Source organism: Empedobacter sp. UBA1574 (assembly GCF_002322895.1).
Taxonomy (GTDB): Bacteria; Bacteroidota; Bacteroidia; order Flavobacteriales; family Weeksellaceae; genus Empedobacter; species Empedobacter falsenii_B.
The window spans coordinates 61,547-77,583 of the sequence record NZ_DCOI01000012.1; the positions used below are offsets into that span (position 1 = coordinate 61,547).

Genomic DNA, 16,037 nt, shown 5'->3' on the forward strand with positions numbered 1-16,037 from the left:
AGATGATTTGTACGTTAGTTTACTCTTCCTCTAATTGTATATTTACTTTTGTAAGTGTAATGCTTAAATTGAAGTGATTATGTTTAATTAAAATCTGATCTGGAAAATCTGTTTTATCTGTCGAAAATTGATTAATTGTTTTGATTTTATTATTTTTTAAATGAACCAATTCATTGAAATAATTTGATTCATTCTTAGCAAAAATTAAACTCACTACTTTTGATTTTAAAATCGTTTGATTTGTCGTTTTTATACGCTCATCAACTTGAAAATCATTTTTAAAAATAGCTTGTAAATCTTCTGCAAGAGTTTTTACAACCACTTTTTTATTCAAATCTGGCATCGCATAATTCAATGTATAATAGTGGTCCGTGACTGACAAATCGAATAACGTATTCCCAAAATCAGAAGTCATCACCACACGATGCGAGTTGTAAACCAATTTTTTCACAACAAAATTACCTTTCATCTCCTTTTTCATGAACGTAATCTTGAAACGATAGCTATATTCTTTATCAATTGAACTAAAATATGGGTTCAAAAACTCCCTTTCATCCTTTTGTTGTTCTTGTATATCAGCAATTTTGTAAGCCGTACCACAAGAAGTTAAAATGAAAAAACTAAGGATTAAAAACAGACGCATTGATCGTTTTATTTAAAGATTTGTTAGTAAATAAAATTTTTGTGTAATCATCCGAAGGTTCAATTAATTTAACTTCCGTAACCGTCGATTGACCTGAATAAAACGTCAACTGAATTTCTTTGATGTACTTTTTTACATCCTTTATTTTCGGTTGCAATTTCGCAATTCGGGATTTATCAGTTTTCGCAAAAGTTATGATGAAATCGTTTGTATCAAACAAATTTCCACTTACACTTCCTACGATTAATAGATTTAATTTTTCAAACTTTTTATTTCCTTGTAAATCTACACTCGATTTTTTTCCTTCGTCATTAATATAGATTTTTCCATTGTTAAAAATCACATTATAATCAATTGGTTGAGTATAATTCCAACGCATCGCTTTCGGATTTTGCAAATACAATTTTCCTTTCGAAACGATTGGTTTATCCAAGAAACTCATCACTTTATATTGCGTAAAATCAGCCGTCAACGTCTGTATTTTCTTAGAATCAGCTATAATATCTTTTTTGAAATTCTCAATTTCAGCATTACTCATTTTACTTTCTTGCGCAAAAATTGTCAAGTGAAAAAAAGCTAATAAAATGAAGATTTTAGTTTTCATATACATCAATTTTCAAGAGTTCATTTAATGGAACTACTTTATAATTTTCCTTTTGTAAAAATACGAATAATTGCTCTAAAACATTCGCAGTTTTGTCTGAAGTATCGTGCATCAAAATAATAGAACCAGGCTTTATTCGACCAGTAATTCGGTTCAATAATTTTTTTTCATCATTGATAACTGTATCCAAAGAACGAATATCCCAACCAATTACATTATGTTGTGTTTTATTTAAAGCCTTTGCTATATGTGGATTTGTGACACCAAAAGGTGGTCTAAAAATTTTCGTCGTAACGTTTATTTTTTCTCCAATAAGTTGATTGGTAGAAACGATTTCATCAATGATTTTTTCTGTTGAATAAAAACCATTTTTAGAAGAGTGATGAAATGTATGATTCCCTATCAAATGTCCTGATTGATGAGTTATTTCAAGAATTTCAGGATAATTTTCGATTTGTCTACCAATGCAAAAAAAAGTTGCTTTTGCACTATTTTTTTCTAAAATGGTTAAAATTCTTAGTGTAAATTCCGTCGGTCCATCATCAAAAGTAAGAGAAATTATTTTCTCTGAATGATTATTTCCTCGATGATAAGCTTTCAAAAAATAGTTAAATCGAATTTCAAAAGCTCCAAAAATTGTCAATAACAACCAAATAATAAAAGGTATAAACAAATAAAAAAAAGACAAACCTTTTGTAAAACAACCAATTGATAAACAAATTAGTATAACTACAAAAAGGATTGTGACTACTCTGAATTTCATATCGATTGAAGCAATACTAAACTCAAATCTTTACCTTTATGACCATTCACTAAAAGTACGTTTTTATAACTTTCAGCTTTTACGTCATTCTTTTTGAATTGGTTTGGTAAAGTTTGATTTTTCAATAATTCACAACCTAACACAAATCCGAAAGCAGAGGAAGTTCCAAATTCTCCAATAAAATCTTTGTATCCAAATAACTCAAGTTGATTTAAATCATTAATATTCAATAAATTTTCACCAGAAATAATCGAATCAATATCGGTTAAATCAATATGATTCAATTGAATGAATTTTAAAATTTCGGAATATAAATCTTCAAATTGATTTAAAATAGAAACATCTAAAACTTTTGTATAAGAATTTTCATTTCTTTTATTAGATAAAACACAAAAATGAGCACCTTCACTATATTTAATTCCTTGATTTTCTTCTGATTCAATCTCACCAATTAATTGTAACAACTGATATGTTCTTTCTCCAATTTCATCAATTCCACCAACCAAAACGTTATTTACTTCTTGATTTTCAACTTGTAAAAAACCATCTAGAAGTGCATTTTCAAACGAATTAAAACCATTTGTATACGTGAAATTATACGCATTACAACCAAGATGCAAAGCAATTTGAGAACCAACTGTATTGTGCGTAGATTGAATAAAAGCTGTTGGCGTCAAAAACTCTTCTTTGTTTTGAATAATATTTGTCAAAAACTTCTCAGAATCAACCAAACAACCCAAAGCAGTTCCAGTAATTATTGCTTCTGGTTGTTTAATTCCTGCCTCATTCAATGCTTTTAGAGAAGAATAAATTCCCATTTTTACACCAGAAGCCATTCTACGACTCATCGCAGGAGAAATAATATCTTTTAACGAAGGCGATTTTGCCTTAGTAATAGAAGCTTCTAAAGGAAGAAAATCATCAGTTATTATATCTATAAATCGCACATTTACAAAGCCTAATCCGTTTACAAATACTTCTTTCATGATTTAGAAAAAATTAAAGTTGAACAATTTCCTCCAAAACCAAACGAATTTGATAACACATATTCAATATCTTTCTTTTCCAATTTTGTGGTCGGAAAGATATTCAACTCTTCAATCGGAGATTGAAAATTAAGATTTGGATAAACAAGATTATGTTGAATACTCAACAAACTGAATACCGCTTCTACACTCGCTGCAGCAGCCAACGTATGACCTGTAAATGGTTTTGTAGAACTAAAATTAGGGACATTTTCTCGGAAAATTCTCTTCAAAGCTCGACCTTCTGTTATATCATTATTGTTTGTTGCAGTTCCATGAACATTAATATAATCGATTTCTGAAGGCTGAATAATAGAAGTTTCGAACGCTTTTTTCATCGCCAAATACGCTCCTTCTCCATTTTCAGACGAAGCTGTTTGATGAAATGCATCATTAGCATTTCCAGCACCAACTAAATAACCAAGAACTTTTTTATTTGACTTTTGAACTGATTCTTCTGATTCTAAAACTAAATAAGCTGCTGCTTCACCAAGATTTAGACCTTTTCGATTTTCATCAAATGGTTGATTAAACTCATCACTCAAAATCATCAAACTTTTGAATCCATTAATGGTAAATTTTGACAAAGCATCCGTTCCGCCAACAATCACTCTATCTAATTTTCCTGAATTAATCAAGCGCGCTCCATACATAATCGCATTCGCAGCCGAAGAACAAGCCGTACTAATTGTAGAAACAAAGCCTTTCAAACCAATTTCATTTGCAATTTGATTGGAAGAAGCGCCCGCATCGTGACTCGAAATATACTTTTGTTTCTCGGGCAGGTTTTCATAATCCAAAAAATAATTTTCCGTCATATCCATTCCTCCCACACTTGTCGAAGAAATCAGTCCTGTTCTGACTTCATTTACGTTTTCGATTCCTGCATTTTTCAGAGCTTCTTTCACAGCTATTAGTCCTAACATCGCTGTTCGAGAGAAATTATTCTCTGAAGATAAGTTTAAAAAAGTTGCTAATTCATCATTCGATAATTTAATTTCACCTACAAAAATTTCATTTTTATGAATAGAATCAAAATTTTCAAGGCATGATAAACCATGCTTTTGATGAATTAATGAATCGAAATTCTCTTCGACATTCTTACCAATTGCCGAAATAATTCCCATTCCTGTTATTCCAACTTTTTTATGCATTATTTTGTTCTATTTTTTTCAATATAATCTGCCATTACTTCTACCGATTGAAAGATTGTTTTTCCTTCTTTTGGATCAGTAATTTTGATTCCATATTCTTTATCCAATAAAACAATCAACTCCAAAGCATCGATTGAATCTAATCCCAAACCGTCACCAAATAAAGGATCATCATTTTTGATATCCTCTACTGATACATCTTCAAGGTTTAAAATTTCGATAATTTTTACTTTTAAGTCGTTAATTAAATTTTCCATAGTATTTTTTATTGTAAACTAATATTGTTTTTAATCTATTAAGTACATTTTCGCTTCGTAATCACCTTGTAAATAATCTACCCAAGCCAAAACAACTTTCTTTGCTTTGTTTTTTCGAATTAAATAATTCGCATATTTTTTTAATTGTTCTTCATTAAAATTTTTCGAAATAAAAAAAGCATTTTCTGTCTTCAATCCATGACGAATACTTACTTCACCTAAACAAATATTTGCTAATGTATAAACAAAAACAGCAGGACTTGGAAAAATTTCATCAGTAGATTGAATACTTTGTTGATGTTTCAAATCTGATTCTAAACTCGAATTTCGATTTGCAAAAACCAATGCAATATCTTGATTTTCATTTAAAGTATTCTCATCTTTCAACAAAATTTCGGCAGCTAAAAAAGCTAATTTACTTTGATAATCCATTTTATAAAATTTTGGATAATCAATTTCGAAAGATTTGAAGAAATTTTTCGAAAATATACCAAAATCTCCTGAAGAATCTTCAAAATGAAGTTCATCATTCAACCAAACTTGTTCGTTTTTAATCTCAACTTTAGTCATTCTGAACTTTTTTTAGAATAATTACAGCATTACTTCCTCCAAAACCAGATGAAGTTTTCAAGATAATATTGACTTCTTTTTGAAGATTTTCATTCAAAATATTTAATGGAACTGAAGTTCCTATTTCACTAAAATTATGACTTTTCAAAACTAAATTTTCTTCAGCTTGCTTCATCGCAATAATTAATTCCAACAATCCAGAAGCGCCCAATGTATGTCCATAAAAAGCTTTTAAACTATTTGTCGGAGTTTTATCCATTTGTAAACGATTAAAAGCAATTGCTTCCATTTCATCGTTATACAATGTCGCCGTTCCATGTGCCGAAATATAATCAATTTCATTTGATGAAATATTGGCTTCTTTCATCGCGACTTCTATACTCAAGACCAAACCTTCACCCGTTCGAGATGGTCCAGAAATATGATTTGCATCGTTAATTGAAGATTCACCCAAAATCTGAAAACTATTTTCTTCTTGACTTTTTGAAAGATAAACACAAGCCGCAGCTTCGCCTAAATTAACACCTTTTCTATCTTTGTCAAATGGTTTACATAATTCAAAATCCATTGCTTGAAAAGAATTGAAACCTGTCAAAACAAAATCTGTCAACTCATCCAAAGCCAAAACATATGCATCATCAAACTCATCAATTTCAATGAAACGTTTTGCAACATTAACTGCTAAAACTCCAGAAACACAAGCATTTGAAATGATAATTGGTTCAGTTTTAAATCCAAAATAATCTGCAATTTTCTTTGCAAAATTTGGAATTGAAACTTTTTCTAAAGAATCAGAAAGTTGATCAATATTTCCTTTTGTAGTTGAAAGTACAAAAGCAGTTCGTTGTGAAATTTTTGATTTTTCAATAATAGATTGAAGAGCTGAAATACCAATTATTTCTAATCGTGTATAATGTTGATTATCTTTTAGTTCATTTTTTAAATTTAAGAAAATATCATCCTCAATTTTCCCAGCATAAAAATTCTTTAAATGACCAAATGAATCAATTTTAGAAACAGCCGAATTTCCTTTCAACAATTCATTCCAATTTGTTTCAATTGAATTTCCGAAAGGCGTTAAAATATTTGCACGATTAATGTAAACTTTTTCCATTACAACAATCCTACTTTTTTCTTCCATTCTTCAAAAAATGGTGGCAATGTTAACATTAAATCTCCTTCGTTGTCTAAAAAAACTTGAGTCGTTTCTCCAATACAAACCAATTTTTCATCTTGATTGAAAATCTTGAATCTGTATATCATTTTAGCAGCCAAAGTATCTTCAAAAGTTGTTTCTACTCTACATTTATCGCCATATTTCAATGGAAATTTATGTTCACAAACCGACTTAATGATTGGTGTTACAAATCCGCTTTTTTGAATATCCAAATAACTAATCCCAAAATGACGTCCAAAAGCTTCCCTTCCATCTTCAAAATACGTAATATAATTCCCATGCCACACGATTCCCAACGGATCGGTTTCATTGAATCGTACTGCGAAATTGGAATTATGTACTAATGTTTTAATCTTCTCTTCTGAACTTATCATAATATATAGCGGCAAACAAGGTAATAATATAGAACAAAGTTAACAAAATAATATTCGGAACAATCTGAAGAAAAGATTGATTTCGCAGAATTAAACTATAATAGCCATCGAGTGCCCAATTCATCGGTGATATTTTCGCAAAATGTTGCATAAAATCTGACATCGCAAAAACTGGAATCCAAACACCACCAATTGCAGCTAAAATAACGACTAAAGTCGCTCCAAAAGGTGCAGATTGTTCTTGGGTTTTCGCAATTGTACCTATTAAAAGTCCTAATCCAATTGCTGCTAAAGAAGCGAATACAGTTAATCCGTAAATCGAAAATAATATACCATCCGTTTTGAAACCTGGTAAATCAATCAATGGAAAAACTAATTTAGCGACACATAAAATCATAGTAAATTGTAGTAAACTTATGATTAAATACGTGATGGTTTTTCCGATAATTTGAACAGAATAAGGCATTGGACTTGTTAATAATCGAATATGTGTGCCTAAACTTTTCTCTTTTACAATATTGATTGACAGCGGCACTACGATAAAAAATATCGCAAATAATGTCCATGCTGGCACATTATGTTGTGTAACATTTGGTTTCAAAACTGATTTAGAATCCTCAGGAACAATCTCTTGAAAATGAATAAACTTCTCATTTTGAAATCCTAAATCATTTGATCCCATTTCTTGTTGAAATGCTTTATAAATACTTTTATTCTCAGTATCTGTAATTAATTTATCCAAAACATTCGATACATTTTCTTTAAAAGCAAGCGAAGTTGCGGGATCAAAGTATAATTTAATCGTTTTTGGATTGACCTGTTGATTATATTTCACTTGCGTGCTATCAAAAGCAAATTCGTTCAGAATTTTCTCAACATTTTGATTGATTTTATAATTTAAATCCTTTGATAATTTCGCAGGAATTACAATTCCGACTTGGTATTTACCTTTAAAAACTTCGGATTTCAGTTTATCTTCCGTTAATTTTTTTCCATTTAATTCAGTTACAATTTTTAAATTTCCTGAATGTGAAATATATTTTTTTACAATTGCGGAAATACTATCTTGATCATGATCAATAAATAGAACAGGAATACTCGCTTCGGCAAAAGAATCGTAGGTACTTTTCTGAATTTTAGTCACCGTAATAACCAAAATCAAAGGCATAATAAAAAGAATTACTAATCCGCCTATATCGCGAATGAGTAATAAAATTTCTTTCTTAATACATGCTAAAAGTTGGCTCAACATATCACGATAATTTAGTTAGATTAACAAAAGCTTCCTCCAAATTATACGCATTCACTTGCTTGATTAATTCTTTCGGTTCGGCTGTTACAATCGATTTTCCTTGATTCATAATTGTAACTTGTGTACAAAAATCTTCGGCTTCTGCCATATGATGAGATGTATAAACGATCGACATTCCTTGCTGATGTAATTCTTGTAAATAATCCAATAACGCAATTTTTGATTGAATATCAACGCCAACGGTTGGTTCATCTAAAAAGAGAATTTCTGGCTGATGAAGAATTCCTGCCAATAAATTAATGCGACGTTTCATTCCGCCCGAAAAAGAATCAATTTTTTTATCCAAAAACTTACTCATTCCTACTTTTTCAGTCAAAAGCTGAATCTTTTCGTGTAATTCTTTTGAAGGAACTTTATAAATTTTTCCAAAAAATTCTAAATTTTCTCTCGCCGTCAAAGTTGGATACAAAGCATATTCTTGTGGAACAATTCCAATGATTTTCTGAATCTTTTTTAAATCCGTTTTTTGATTTAAATTCTGAATCACAACATTACCAGAAGTTGGTTTAATCAATCCAGAAAGTATCGACATCAAGGTTGTTTTCCCTGCTCCATTTGGACCAAGTAAACCGTGAATTTCGTTCTGTTTTATCGTCAAAGAAAAATCTTCTAACGCAAAAACATCAGAATTTTTATATTTTTTATATAATTTTTCAATTTCAATCATCTGTGGCTAAATTGCTTTTCTTAAACGTTTAAAAAACGATTCTTCCAAATCTGCTAATTCCAACAATTGATTCGAAATCACATCGTAAATATCTTGCGCATTATTTCTTTTTTTATAAACTCTTGATGCATTTAGAGCAAAATCTCGCCATTTATCTCCTATTTCAGATATTTCTATAGCAAAATCATTCAAATTTGGTTGATTCAATTTTTGTGAAGCTTCTTGTAAAAAAGCAGCATAAATATATCGAAAACCACCACCACCAGTTCCAATTTCTTCTTGCATTCGAATCATTTGCGCCAAAAAATAATTTGTCTTTGCATTCCCAATCTTCTTGGGCATTTTTTTGATTCGTTTCGCTACCATTCTAATTCCACGAACACCAACAATCGGAACTGGTGCTAACATTTCACGACACGTTTTCTTAATCCCTTTTTTGATTGCTTTCTCAAAATCTATATTTTCTGGAATAAATTCAGGATAATATAAATGTCCTTTTGGCGCTAAAACTCCTTTCGAAAAACGAACTTTTTCTAACTCATTTTCAGTTAATTTTGTCGTTTCTTGCATCACAGGATCACTGATTAAATACGTTTGATCTTGCTTTCCGAAAACAACTAAATTATGTCCATTAAAATGAAATTTATATTCTTCAGGAAAGTATGTCAAATTGTAGACACCAACCTGTAAACCGCAAGGTCGATTGGCCAAAAGTTGTTCATCTAAGAAAGTCTGAGCTGATTTTGTAGAACGAAATTTATGACGTTTAACCTTTATACCAAGATTTTTTGCTGCACGATTAAAAATCATTCCTGGCATTGGACGATAACTAATCGCAGGCGCATGATTAACTTTTAAGAAAGGTAAAAACACAAAAAAAAGACCAGAACCAATCCCAAAAATCATCGGTTCTGAAATATCAATTCCTTTATTTTTTAATAAGTTGGAGGCAACTCCATTTTCGCAATGTGCTGATTGAAAATGTTTAAAATCAGTTATGGTTTCCATCAAAGTTTTTTAATTCATCAACCGAAATTTCAAAAGCTTCGGCATATTTTTTTAGTGTTGATTCTTTTAATTTTGAGAAAACAGTTGGTTTTGCATGTCTTTTGACAAAAATCTTCCAAATTCCGACATAATTAGACAAAATTTCCCAATCCATACGTTTCAATTCCATGAAATATAAAATTGGACTTGCTTTTCCATCCATTACTTTTTGTCTTGCTTCCTCTATGCGTTCATCCAAAATTTTTAAAGTTTCGGACTGAACAATATTTTTCGCTTCCCAACCCGCACTCAATGTCTGAGAAAATTCTCCTCGGTCATCAATTGCGTAATAAACTTCATTGAAATCCTTGAGATGTCCTTTATCTTGTGGTACTTCTGATTGTTTCATTTTTTATGGTTTTGAAGCATCAAATTCATTGTAGCTGTCGCAATTATTTCGTCATTCAAGATAACTTTTGCTTGCATCAGACTAATTGTAAATTCATCGTAATCGAAAACTTCTAACAACATTGCTTTTGTTGTAATGGTTTGATTAACTTTTGGCAATTGCATAATTTCAGCTTGTTTGATCGTGCTAATAAAGCCGATTACATCGCCTTTGTGTACATCAGAAAAATTGATAAAATAATTTTGTCCAATAATTGTCGAACAAACTTGCGCCATATTTTCCAATAAACCGACTTCAGTAAAATATTCGTTCTGAATAAATAATTGATCCGATTTTATCGTAAATAAAGCTTCAACATAGGTTTTCTCAATCCAAGAAATCGTGTCTACAAAAAGCATTGGTTCACGATGTGGAAGAAATTGTTGAATATCAATTTGCTGATTTACTTTCATAAAATTATGTTTCTGCAATCACTGTTTTCATCTCTCCTTTTGCAATTACTTCTCCTTCTATCTTTGTTTCAATCGAAACCAAAGTCACTCCCATTACTTCGTGCAAAATAGTTGCTGTTGTTGTTAAATTTTCATTCACTTTTGGCAAACGATTAATCTCTATTGATTTCATCGAGCCAATATATCCAGTTGGAGCCGATTCATTTCGAATATAAAATTGATAACCTGTATATAAAGCTACTGTTTGAGCCATATGTTCTAATATTCCAGATTCTTTCAATTGATTATTTTCGACAAAAATCGATTCGTTTTTGACTGTTAAACCTCCAACAACTTTTCCCTCTTCATATTCAAAAATAGCATCTACCATAATAATTGGTTCACGTTGTGGAATCAATTGTTTGATAAATTCTATCGAATGATTGGGTAATTGTATTTTATTCATTTTTTAAACGACTGTTAAATAAGCGTACGAATACGAAAAACGTCCACTTTCTGGTACGCAAAGCATAATACGATCTCCTTTTTTAAGGTTTCCGTCTTGAAAAAGTTCGTCAAGCATCAAAAAAACAGACGCTGAACCCACATTTCCAACTTTGCTTAAATTCATAAACCATTTCTCTAACGGAATATGAATGTCTTTCTTACAAAATTCGTCATATAAACCTTGAACAAAATAATTTGACGACACATGCGGCAACAAATAATCAATTTCATTTGACGATAGTTGATGTTTATCCATTGCAGCTTTCATGCTTTCTACGCCTTTTATCAAAATATTATCATTCAGAATTTTGACATCTTGTTTCAATGAAAAAACGGATTCTTTTAACCATTCTTCCGAAGAAAAATCGCTCCAAGGTTTCATTTCTCCATTCGATAATTTATCGCCTCCGGCATACATACACGTCTCCAATTCGTGCGCGTAAGAATAAGATTCCATCCACTCTATTTTAAGCGAAATAGAATCTTCGTTTGGTTGATTTTGCAATAAAAAAGCTGCAGCACCATCTGATAACATCCAACGCAAAAAATCTTTTTTGAATGCTATAATTGGTTGTTCTTCTAATTCTTTCAAATTCTCAACTTCATGCTCAAATTTTTCTGCTTTCATCCATGTCGAAACTCGCTCAGATCCTGAACAAACTGCATTTTTAGAATTACCTGACTTCACCGAAAGATAGCCAAATTTCAACGCATTCATTCCCGAATTACAAACTCCCGAAGAAGAATTTAACTCCACCGAAACATTATTTTGCAATAAACCATGTACCATCGCGGCATGAGAAGGCAACAACAAATCTGGCGTTGAAGTCCCACACGACAACACTTCTATCTCATTTTTTGTAAACTGTGCATCAAATAAATTTGTAATTGCATTACTCGTCAATTCTGCATTAGAATGTGTGACATTTCCAGTTTTATCGAGAGCGTAATAACGCGTTTTGATTCCATTATTTCTTAAAACGATTCTTCGAGCTTTTGAAGGAATTTGATTAATTTTTCCTAAAAAATCTTCCATTTCATCATTCGAAATTGGTTGATTTGGCAAAAACTTCGACGTTTTCGTTATATATACATTTTGCATATTATTCTATTCCTTGAAAATATTTTACCTGTTTTTTGTATTTAAAATAGTTGAACGGATAAAATATAATATATAACAAATTTACTAGTGGAGATATTATCCAAATAGCTAAAATTAAATAATAATAAAAGAATTTCAAATACTTTTCTCGCTGTTTACCTTGTTTAGAATCAATAATTTTAGACCAAACTTTAAACATTCGATTTCCTTTTGTATCCACAGAAACTAAAAAAGGTTTTACCTCAACGGCTCCAGATTGAATTAAGTTTTCTTGTAGATTAGAGTAATTATTATTTTGGATTGAATTTAGAATAATTTTACCAAATCTTCTACTTTCCTGAATAGTTTTTTCACTAATCCCTGGCAAAGGCAACAAATTGAACATTCGTTTTTTAACGCCCGAAAACATCCAATTTACAATTGTCATGGCACTTACTAAATTTGGCGTGTGATCAACCAATGCAATGTTTCCAACTAATTTTGCTTTGTGTTCTTTCAAGATTGTTTTGATTTTTTCTTGTGCCAAGAACCACATATTTCGCGAACCACTAATTGTAATTATTTTAGAATTTTCTAAAAGTTGTTGTGTTTGTTTATCCTTTAAAAACGAATTGATTGGAATAGATGGCGATAAAAACCAAACTTGATAATACAGTAAAATCAAATCATATTTCTGATTCAAGATTTCTGTCGGAATTGGTTTAATCTTCTTTTCTTTTTGAAGAAAACTATCTGGAAAAGCATTGAAAAAAGAATAGAAATCCCACGGAAAAGGAAATTCCTCTTCCATTTCTATCTTGTATTTCGTTAAATTAATATCTTGATTTTGAACTAAATCATATGTTGTTTGATCGACAATCTCATTTAACTGTCCTGACTGAGAGTAATAAACAACTAATACGTTGCATTTCATGTAAAAGTTTAGGTTTTTTAGTGGTTTGAAAATTCATATTGTGGGCTAATTTACATCCAAAAATCGAAATAATTAAACCATTGATAAGGATATTTTTTTACAATGGTTTCTAGATTGACGCAAAACTCTTTCAAAAGTGCATTTGCATCACGATGTTTGAAATTTGCTTGACGCGCATATAAGTGATAGTGTAGATTTTTTTCCTTCATTACATACACAAAAGCAACGGGCACTTTCAAGCGAGAAGCAATAGAAAATGGTCCTGCAGGAAAATTAGCTTGTTTTCCAAGGAGCACTTCAGACATCGTTTTATTTCCCTCGAAATAACGATCTCCTGTAAAACAAATTAATTCGTTTCGACTAAGCGCATTATTTATTTCGAAAATATGAGATAAATCTTCTTGAATCAAGATAAACTTTACCGAAGGTTTCTTCGAAATACTTTCTAAATATTCTTTGATAACATTTCGTTCTAAATCTGTTGTAACCAAATTAATTTGACAATCAAAGTCAATATCTGCAAAAAAATGTTCAGCAACTTCGAAATTACCAACATGTGCACTTATTAAGATTCCGCCTTGTTTTTGATTCAATAGATTTCTTAATAATTCTATTCCATCAAATTCGTACGAATATTTGTTACGTAAACCTGCATTAATCGCTGTTTTATCAATCAAGGCTTGTCCAAAAGTATAGTAACTTTTGTAAACACTTAAAATTGATTTGAAAACCGAAAAATTTAATCGATAACGAAAGTATTCGTAAATAGATTTGTTACTGCTATAAGCCGTTATAAAATAATAAAAAGCTACAAAAATTAAGACTGAGTAAGCAGCCTTAATTCCGAGCTTTTTCATAACGTTGACAAATATTTTGTATCCCAGGACCGTTCCTTTAGAACGACCATCCCATTGTTTCATATCTGTTATTTATTCTCTAACTTTTGTTCTACAATTGCATAGAAATCTTCAAAAGTTATCATATTTTGAAAATCTTCTTTAATTAATTTCACACCGAAATTAGATTCAATGATTACCACTAAATCAACATAGTCCAAACTATCTAAATCTAAAGATTCTTTAATATTTTTTTCCTCTGAAATCACAGAAGGATCAACTTCAAATTCATCAATTAAGATAGCATTTAATTTTTCAGCGATTTTACTTTTCACCATATTAGGAGTTAAATTTTTTAATTACTAAGGCAGAATTCGTTCCACCAAATCCAAAAGAATTCGACAAATATACATCAAATTCTTTATTTAAGGTTTCTTTAACAATGTTTAATTTAACTGAATCTTCGTCTGCTTCTTCGAAATTAATATTTGGTGCAATAAAGTTATTCATCATCATTAAGTTAGAATAAATAATCTCACTTGCTCCTGCCATCCAACATTCGTGTCCCGTCATCGATTTTGTAGAACTTACAAAAGGTTTCGTTTTTCCAAAAACTTGGTCAATCGCTTTTGCTTCGTTCGCATCACCAACTGGCGTAGAAGTCGCATGTGCATTGATATATTGAATTTCATCAGCAGAAATTTTTGCTTGTTTCAACGCTCTATTCATTGCAATTGCTGGCCCATCTACATTTGGCGTAGAAATATGTCCACCATTCGACGAAAAACCATAACCCAAAACCTCAGCAATAATTGGCGCACCACGTTTTACTGCGGATTCATAGCTTTCTAAAATCAATGTTGCTCCACCTCCACTCGGCACCAATCCATCACGATTTTTATCGAAAGGACGACAAGCTTGTGTAGGATTTGCTTCATTTTCGGAAAAAACACCCAAACCATCAAAACTTGCCATTGCATACTTATTAATCTCCTGTGCTCCTCCACAAATAATCATATCTTGCAGACCATCTTTGATCATCATATAACCTAATCCAATCGAATGCGAACCACTTGCACAAGCTGCACTAATCGTAAAACTAATTCCAGTCAACTCAAAAATTGTTGCAAGATTCATGGTTACAGTAGAATTCATTGACTTGAAAATCGCTCCAGAACCAATTAATTCAGTATCTTTTTTCTCACGAACAATATCTATTGCATCAATAATTGCTTTTGAAACACTATCGTTTCCATATATAATTCCAACCTCGTTAGTCTTGATATACTCTTCCGTCAAATTAGCATTTTTCAACGCTTCTAAAGTTGCCATATAAGCGAACTCTGTTTCTTGACCAATTGTAATTCGTTGTCGACGATTCAAAAAAGGTTTCAAATCTGGTACTGGAACAGTTCCCGTCAAAGCTGATTTAAAGCCAAATTCTTTGCGTACTTCATCAAAAATAATTCCTGATTTTCCTTGACGCAAAGATTCTGTTACCTCTTCTAATGATGTTCCTAAGCAAGAATAGATGCCCATTCCTGTTATTACTACTCTTTGACTCATTTTATCTAAGAATAAATTCCTCCATTTATATTAATAACCTCTCCTGTGATATAACTCGATTTTTTAGAAACCAAAAAGCTTACCAAATCAGCAACTTCTTCGGCTTTTCCAAAACGATTTGCTGGAATCAACTTCTTTAATTCTTGTTGATCCAATTCATCTGTCATATCCGTTTCGATAAAACCTGGTGCAACAGCATTCACAGTTACATTACGTTTTGCTATTTCTTGTGCCAATGCTTTCGTAGCACCTATCACAGCAGCTTTTGCAGCAGAATAGTTTGTTTGTCCTGGCGTTCCTTTCAAACCAGAAACAGAAACTATATTAACAATTCTTCCGAATCTATTTCTCAATAATGGATTAATAAAGAAATGAGTTACGTTGTAAAAACCATTCAAGCTTGTATTAATCACATTTGACCAATCTTCTTGAGAAATCCACATAAACAAATTGTCTTTCGTAATACCTGCATTGTTTACAATAACTTCTACAATTGCATCTGTATTTTTCTCTGTCCATTCGGTTAAAACTTGTTGCGTTTGATTTGCATCAGCCACATCAAATTTTAAAATTTCTCCTGTTCCTCCTAATGCTTCAACTTCTTTCAAAGTCTCTAACGCAGCAGCTTCATTCGAATTATAATTTATCAAAAGATGATAATCATGTTCTTCGGCAATTTTCAAACAAATTGCTTTTCCAATTCCACGAGAACCACCTGTTACAATTGCACATTTCATGCT

At 31.1% G+C, this 16,037-nt stretch carries 21 protein-coding genes; all 21 read right to left on the minus strand.

Annotated features, from left to right (window positions below; translation table 11 throughout):
• Positions 1 to 19: 19 nt before the first annotated feature.
• Genes B3578_RS02740 through fabG form a run of 21 tightly spaced genes read right to left on the minus strand, consistent with a single transcriptional unit; the run spans position 20 to position 16,034 of the window.
• Positions 20 to 643, minus strand: a complete 624-nt coding sequence (locus tag B3578_RS02740) for a hypothetical protein (protein WP_291046900.1) — start codon at positions 641 to 643, stop codon at positions 20 to 22.
• Complete coding sequence (locus B3578_RS02745) at positions 621 to 1,247, minus strand: LolA family protein (protein WP_414646266.1); 627 nt, start codon at positions 1,245 to 1,247, stop codon at positions 621 to 623. Before B3578_RS02745 ends, B3578_RS02740 begins: the two co-directional genes overlap by 23 nt.
• The gene (locus B3578_RS02750) at positions 1,237 to 2,010 is read right to left on the minus strand and encodes a polysaccharide deacetylase family protein (protein WP_280051373.1); all 774 of its coding nucleotides are present in this window, start codon (positions 2,008 to 2,010) and stop codon (positions 1,237 to 1,239) included. Before B3578_RS02750 ends, B3578_RS02745 begins: the two co-directional genes overlap by 11 nt.
• A complete protein-coding gene (locus tag B3578_RS02755) occupies positions 2,007 to 2,996 on the minus strand; it encodes a beta-ketoacyl synthase chain length factor (RefSeq protein ID WP_286495636.1) in 990 nt (329 codons plus the stop codon). The genes B3578_RS02750 and B3578_RS02755 overlap by 4 nt, the downstream gene beginning before the upstream one ends.
• A complete protein-coding gene (locus B3578_RS02760) occupies positions 2,993 to 4,189 on the minus strand; it encodes a beta-ketoacyl-[acyl-carrier-protein] synthase family protein (protein WP_280051371.1) in 1,197 nt (398 codons plus the stop codon). Before B3578_RS02760 ends, B3578_RS02755 begins: the two co-directional genes overlap by 4 nt.
• Entirely contained in the window at positions 4,189 to 4,446 is a 258-nt protein-coding gene (locus tag B3578_RS02765) for a phosphopantetheine-binding protein (RefSeq protein WP_019975316.1), read from the minus strand. The genes B3578_RS02760 and B3578_RS02765 overlap by 1 nt, the downstream gene beginning before the upstream one ends.
• 30 nt (positions 4,447 to 4,476) lie before the next feature.
• Complete coding sequence (locus B3578_RS02770) at positions 4,477 to 5,016, minus strand: 3-oxoacyl-ACP synthase (RefSeq protein ID WP_286495637.1); 540 nt, start codon at positions 5,014 to 5,016, stop codon at positions 4,477 to 4,479.
• A complete protein-coding gene (locus B3578_RS02775; protein ID WP_291046904.1) occupies positions 5,009 to 6,157 on the minus strand; it encodes a beta-ketoacyl-[acyl-carrier-protein] synthase family protein in 1,149 nt (382 codons plus the stop codon). Before B3578_RS02775 ends, B3578_RS02770 begins: the two co-directional genes overlap by 8 nt.
• Complete coding sequence (locus tag B3578_RS02780; protein WP_221854827.1) at positions 6,130 to 6,567, minus strand: acyl-CoA thioesterase; 438 nt, start codon at positions 6,565 to 6,567, stop codon at positions 6,130 to 6,132. Before B3578_RS02780 ends, B3578_RS02775 begins: the two co-directional genes overlap by 28 nt.
• A complete protein-coding gene (locus tag B3578_RS02785) occupies positions 6,542 to 7,819 on the minus strand; it encodes an ABC transporter permease (protein WP_291046907.1) in 1,278 nt (425 codons plus the stop codon). Before B3578_RS02785 ends, B3578_RS02780 begins: the two co-directional genes overlap by 26 nt.
• Position 7,820: 1 nt before the next feature.
• Positions 7,821 to 8,546 carry an ABC transporter ATP-binding protein gene (locus B3578_RS02790; RefSeq protein WP_135834995.1) on the minus strand — a complete coding sequence of 242 codons (726 nt, stop codon included), beginning with the start codon at positions 8,544 to 8,546 and terminating at the stop codon, positions 7,821 to 7,823.
• A gap of 6 nt (positions 8,547 to 8,552) precedes the next feature.
• Positions 8,553 to 9,554: a BtrH N-terminal domain-containing protein gene (locus B3578_RS02795; RefSeq protein ID WP_291046910.1), complete on the minus strand. Its 1,002-nt coding sequence runs from the start codon at positions 9,552 to 9,554 to the stop codon at positions 8,553 to 8,555.
• On the minus strand, positions 9,538 to 9,942 hold the full coding sequence (locus tag B3578_RS02800) for a hypothetical protein (protein WP_291046912.1): 405 nt from the start codon (positions 9,940 to 9,942) through the stop codon (positions 9,538 to 9,540). Before B3578_RS02800 ends, B3578_RS02795 begins: the two co-directional genes overlap by 17 nt.
• Positions 9,939 to 10,394 (minus strand): hypothetical protein, encoded by a 456-nt coding sequence (locus B3578_RS02805; RefSeq protein ID WP_038332459.1) that lies wholly within the window; start codon positions 10,392 to 10,394, stop codon positions 9,939 to 9,941. The genes B3578_RS02800 and B3578_RS02805 overlap by 4 nt, the downstream gene beginning before the upstream one ends.
• Positions 10,395 to 10,398: 4 nt before the next feature.
• Positions 10,399 to 10,839 (minus strand): hypothetical protein, encoded by a 441-nt coding sequence (locus B3578_RS02810; RefSeq protein WP_291046916.1) that lies wholly within the window; start codon positions 10,837 to 10,839, stop codon positions 10,399 to 10,401.
• A 3-nt stretch (positions 10,840 to 10,842) separates the two neighbouring features.
• A complete protein-coding gene (locus tag B3578_RS02815; protein WP_291046918.1) occupies positions 10,843 to 11,982 on the minus strand; it encodes a beta-ketoacyl-ACP synthase III in 1,140 nt (379 codons plus the stop codon).
• A 1-nt stretch (position 11,983) separates the two neighbouring features.
• The gene (locus tag B3578_RS02820) at positions 11,984 to 12,895 is read right to left on the minus strand and encodes a dialkylrecorsinol condensing enzyme DarA (RefSeq protein WP_291046919.1); all 912 of its coding nucleotides are present in this window, start codon (positions 12,893 to 12,895) and stop codon (positions 11,984 to 11,986) included.
• 50 nt (positions 12,896 to 12,945) lie between these two features.
• The gene (locus B3578_RS02825) at positions 12,946 to 13,815 is read right to left on the minus strand and encodes a lipid A biosynthesis acyltransferase (RefSeq protein ID WP_291046920.1); all 870 of its coding nucleotides are present in this window, start codon (positions 13,813 to 13,815) and stop codon (positions 12,946 to 12,948) included.
• Positions 13,816 to 13,820: 5 nt separating this feature from the next.
• Positions 13,821 to 14,069 (minus strand): acyl carrier protein, encoded by a 249-nt coding sequence (locus tag B3578_RS02830; RefSeq protein WP_038332291.1) that lies wholly within the window; start codon positions 14,067 to 14,069, stop codon positions 13,821 to 13,823.
• Position 14,070: 1 nt separating this feature from the next.
• Entirely contained in the window at positions 14,071 to 15,297 is a 1,227-nt protein-coding gene (locus tag B3578_RS02835) for a beta-ketoacyl-[acyl-carrier-protein] synthase family protein (protein ID WP_291046922.1), read from the minus strand.
• Positions 15,298 to 15,302: 5 nt separating this feature from the next.
• Positions 15,303 to 16,034: a 3-oxoacyl-ACP reductase FabG gene (fabG, locus tag B3578_RS02840; RefSeq protein ID WP_291046923.1), complete on the minus strand. Its 732-nt coding sequence runs from the start codon at positions 16,032 to 16,034 to the stop codon at positions 15,303 to 15,305.
• Positions 16,035 to 16,037: the final 3 nt, after the last annotated feature.

Excerpts from the sequence above, each read along its gene's own strand:
- B3578_RS02755 (WP_286495636.1), bottom strand. The coding sequence starts at position 2,996 with ATGAAAGAAGTATTTGTAAACGGATTAGGCTTTGTAAATGTGCGATTT.
- B3578_RS02815 (WP_291046918.1), bottom strand. The coding sequence starts at position 11,982 with ATGCAAAATGTATATATAACGAAAACGTCGAAGTTTTTGCCAAATCAA.
- B3578_RS02795 (WP_291046910.1), bottom strand. The coding sequence starts at position 9,554 with ATGGAAACCATAACTGATTTTAAACATTTTCAATCAGCACATTGCGAA.
- B3578_RS02740 (WP_291046900.1), bottom strand. The coding sequence starts at position 643 with ATGCGTCTGTTTTTAATCCTTAGTTTTTTCATTTTAACTTCTTGTGGT.
- B3578_RS02785 (WP_291046907.1), bottom strand. The coding sequence starts at position 7,819 with ATGTTGAGCCAACTTTTAGCATGTATTAAGAAAGAAATTTTATTACTC.
- B3578_RS02835 (WP_291046922.1), bottom strand. The coding sequence starts at position 15,297 with ATGAGTCAAAGAGTAGTAATAACAGGAATGGGCATCTATTCTTGCTTA.
- B3578_RS02790 (WP_135834995.1), bottom strand. The coding sequence starts at position 8,546 with ATGATTGAAATTGAAAAATTATATAAAAAATATAAAAATTCTGATGTT.
- B3578_RS02775 (WP_291046904.1), bottom strand. The coding sequence starts at position 6,157 with ATGGAAGAAAAAAGTAGGATTGTTGTAATGGAAAAAGTTTACATTAAT.
- B3578_RS02805 (WP_038332459.1), bottom strand. The coding sequence starts at position 10,394 with ATGAAAGTAAATCAGCAAATTGATATTCAACAATTTCTTCCACATCGT.
- B3578_RS02800 (WP_291046912.1), bottom strand. The coding sequence starts at position 9,942 with ATGAAACAATCAGAAGTACCACAAGATAAAGGACATCTCAAGGATTTC.
- B3578_RS02765 (WP_019975316.1), bottom strand. The coding sequence starts at position 4,446 with ATGGAAAATTTAATTAACGACTTAAAAGTAAAAATTATCGAAATTTTA.
- B3578_RS02830 (WP_038332291.1), bottom strand. The coding sequence starts at position 14,069 with ATGGTGAAAAGTAAAATCGCTGAAAAATTAAATGCTATCTTAATTGAT.
- B3578_RS02770 (WP_286495637.1), bottom strand. The coding sequence starts at position 5,016 with ATGACTAAAGTTGAGATTAAAAACGAACAAGTTTGGTTGAATGATGAA.
- B3578_RS02760 (WP_280051371.1), bottom strand. The coding sequence starts at position 4,189 with ATGCATAAAAAAGTTGGAATAACAGGAATGGGAATTATTTCGGCAATT.
- B3578_RS02745 (WP_414646266.1), bottom strand. The coding sequence starts at position 1,247 with ATGAAAACTAAAATCTTCATTTTATTAGCTTTTTTTCACTTGACAATT.
- B3578_RS02750 (WP_280051373.1), bottom strand. The coding sequence starts at position 2,010 with ATGAAATTCAGAGTAGTCACAATCCTTTTTGTAGTTATACTAATTTGT.
- B3578_RS02825 (WP_291046920.1), bottom strand. The coding sequence starts at position 13,815 with ATGAAACAATGGGATGGTCGTTCTAAAGGAACGGTCCTGGGATACAAA.
- fabG (WP_291046923.1), bottom strand. The coding sequence starts at position 16,034 with ATGAAATGTGCAATTGTAACAGGTGGTTCTCGTGGAATTGGAAAAGCA.
- B3578_RS02820 (WP_291046919.1), bottom strand. The coding sequence starts at position 12,895 with ATGAAATGCAACGTATTAGTTGTTTATTACTCTCAGTCAGGACAGTTA.
- B3578_RS02810 (WP_291046916.1), bottom strand. The coding sequence starts at position 10,839 with ATGAATAAAATACAATTACCCAATCATTCGATAGAATTTATCAAACAA.
- B3578_RS02780 (WP_221854827.1), bottom strand. The coding sequence starts at position 6,567 with ATGATAAGTTCAGAAGAGAAGATTAAAACATTAGTACATAATTCCAAT.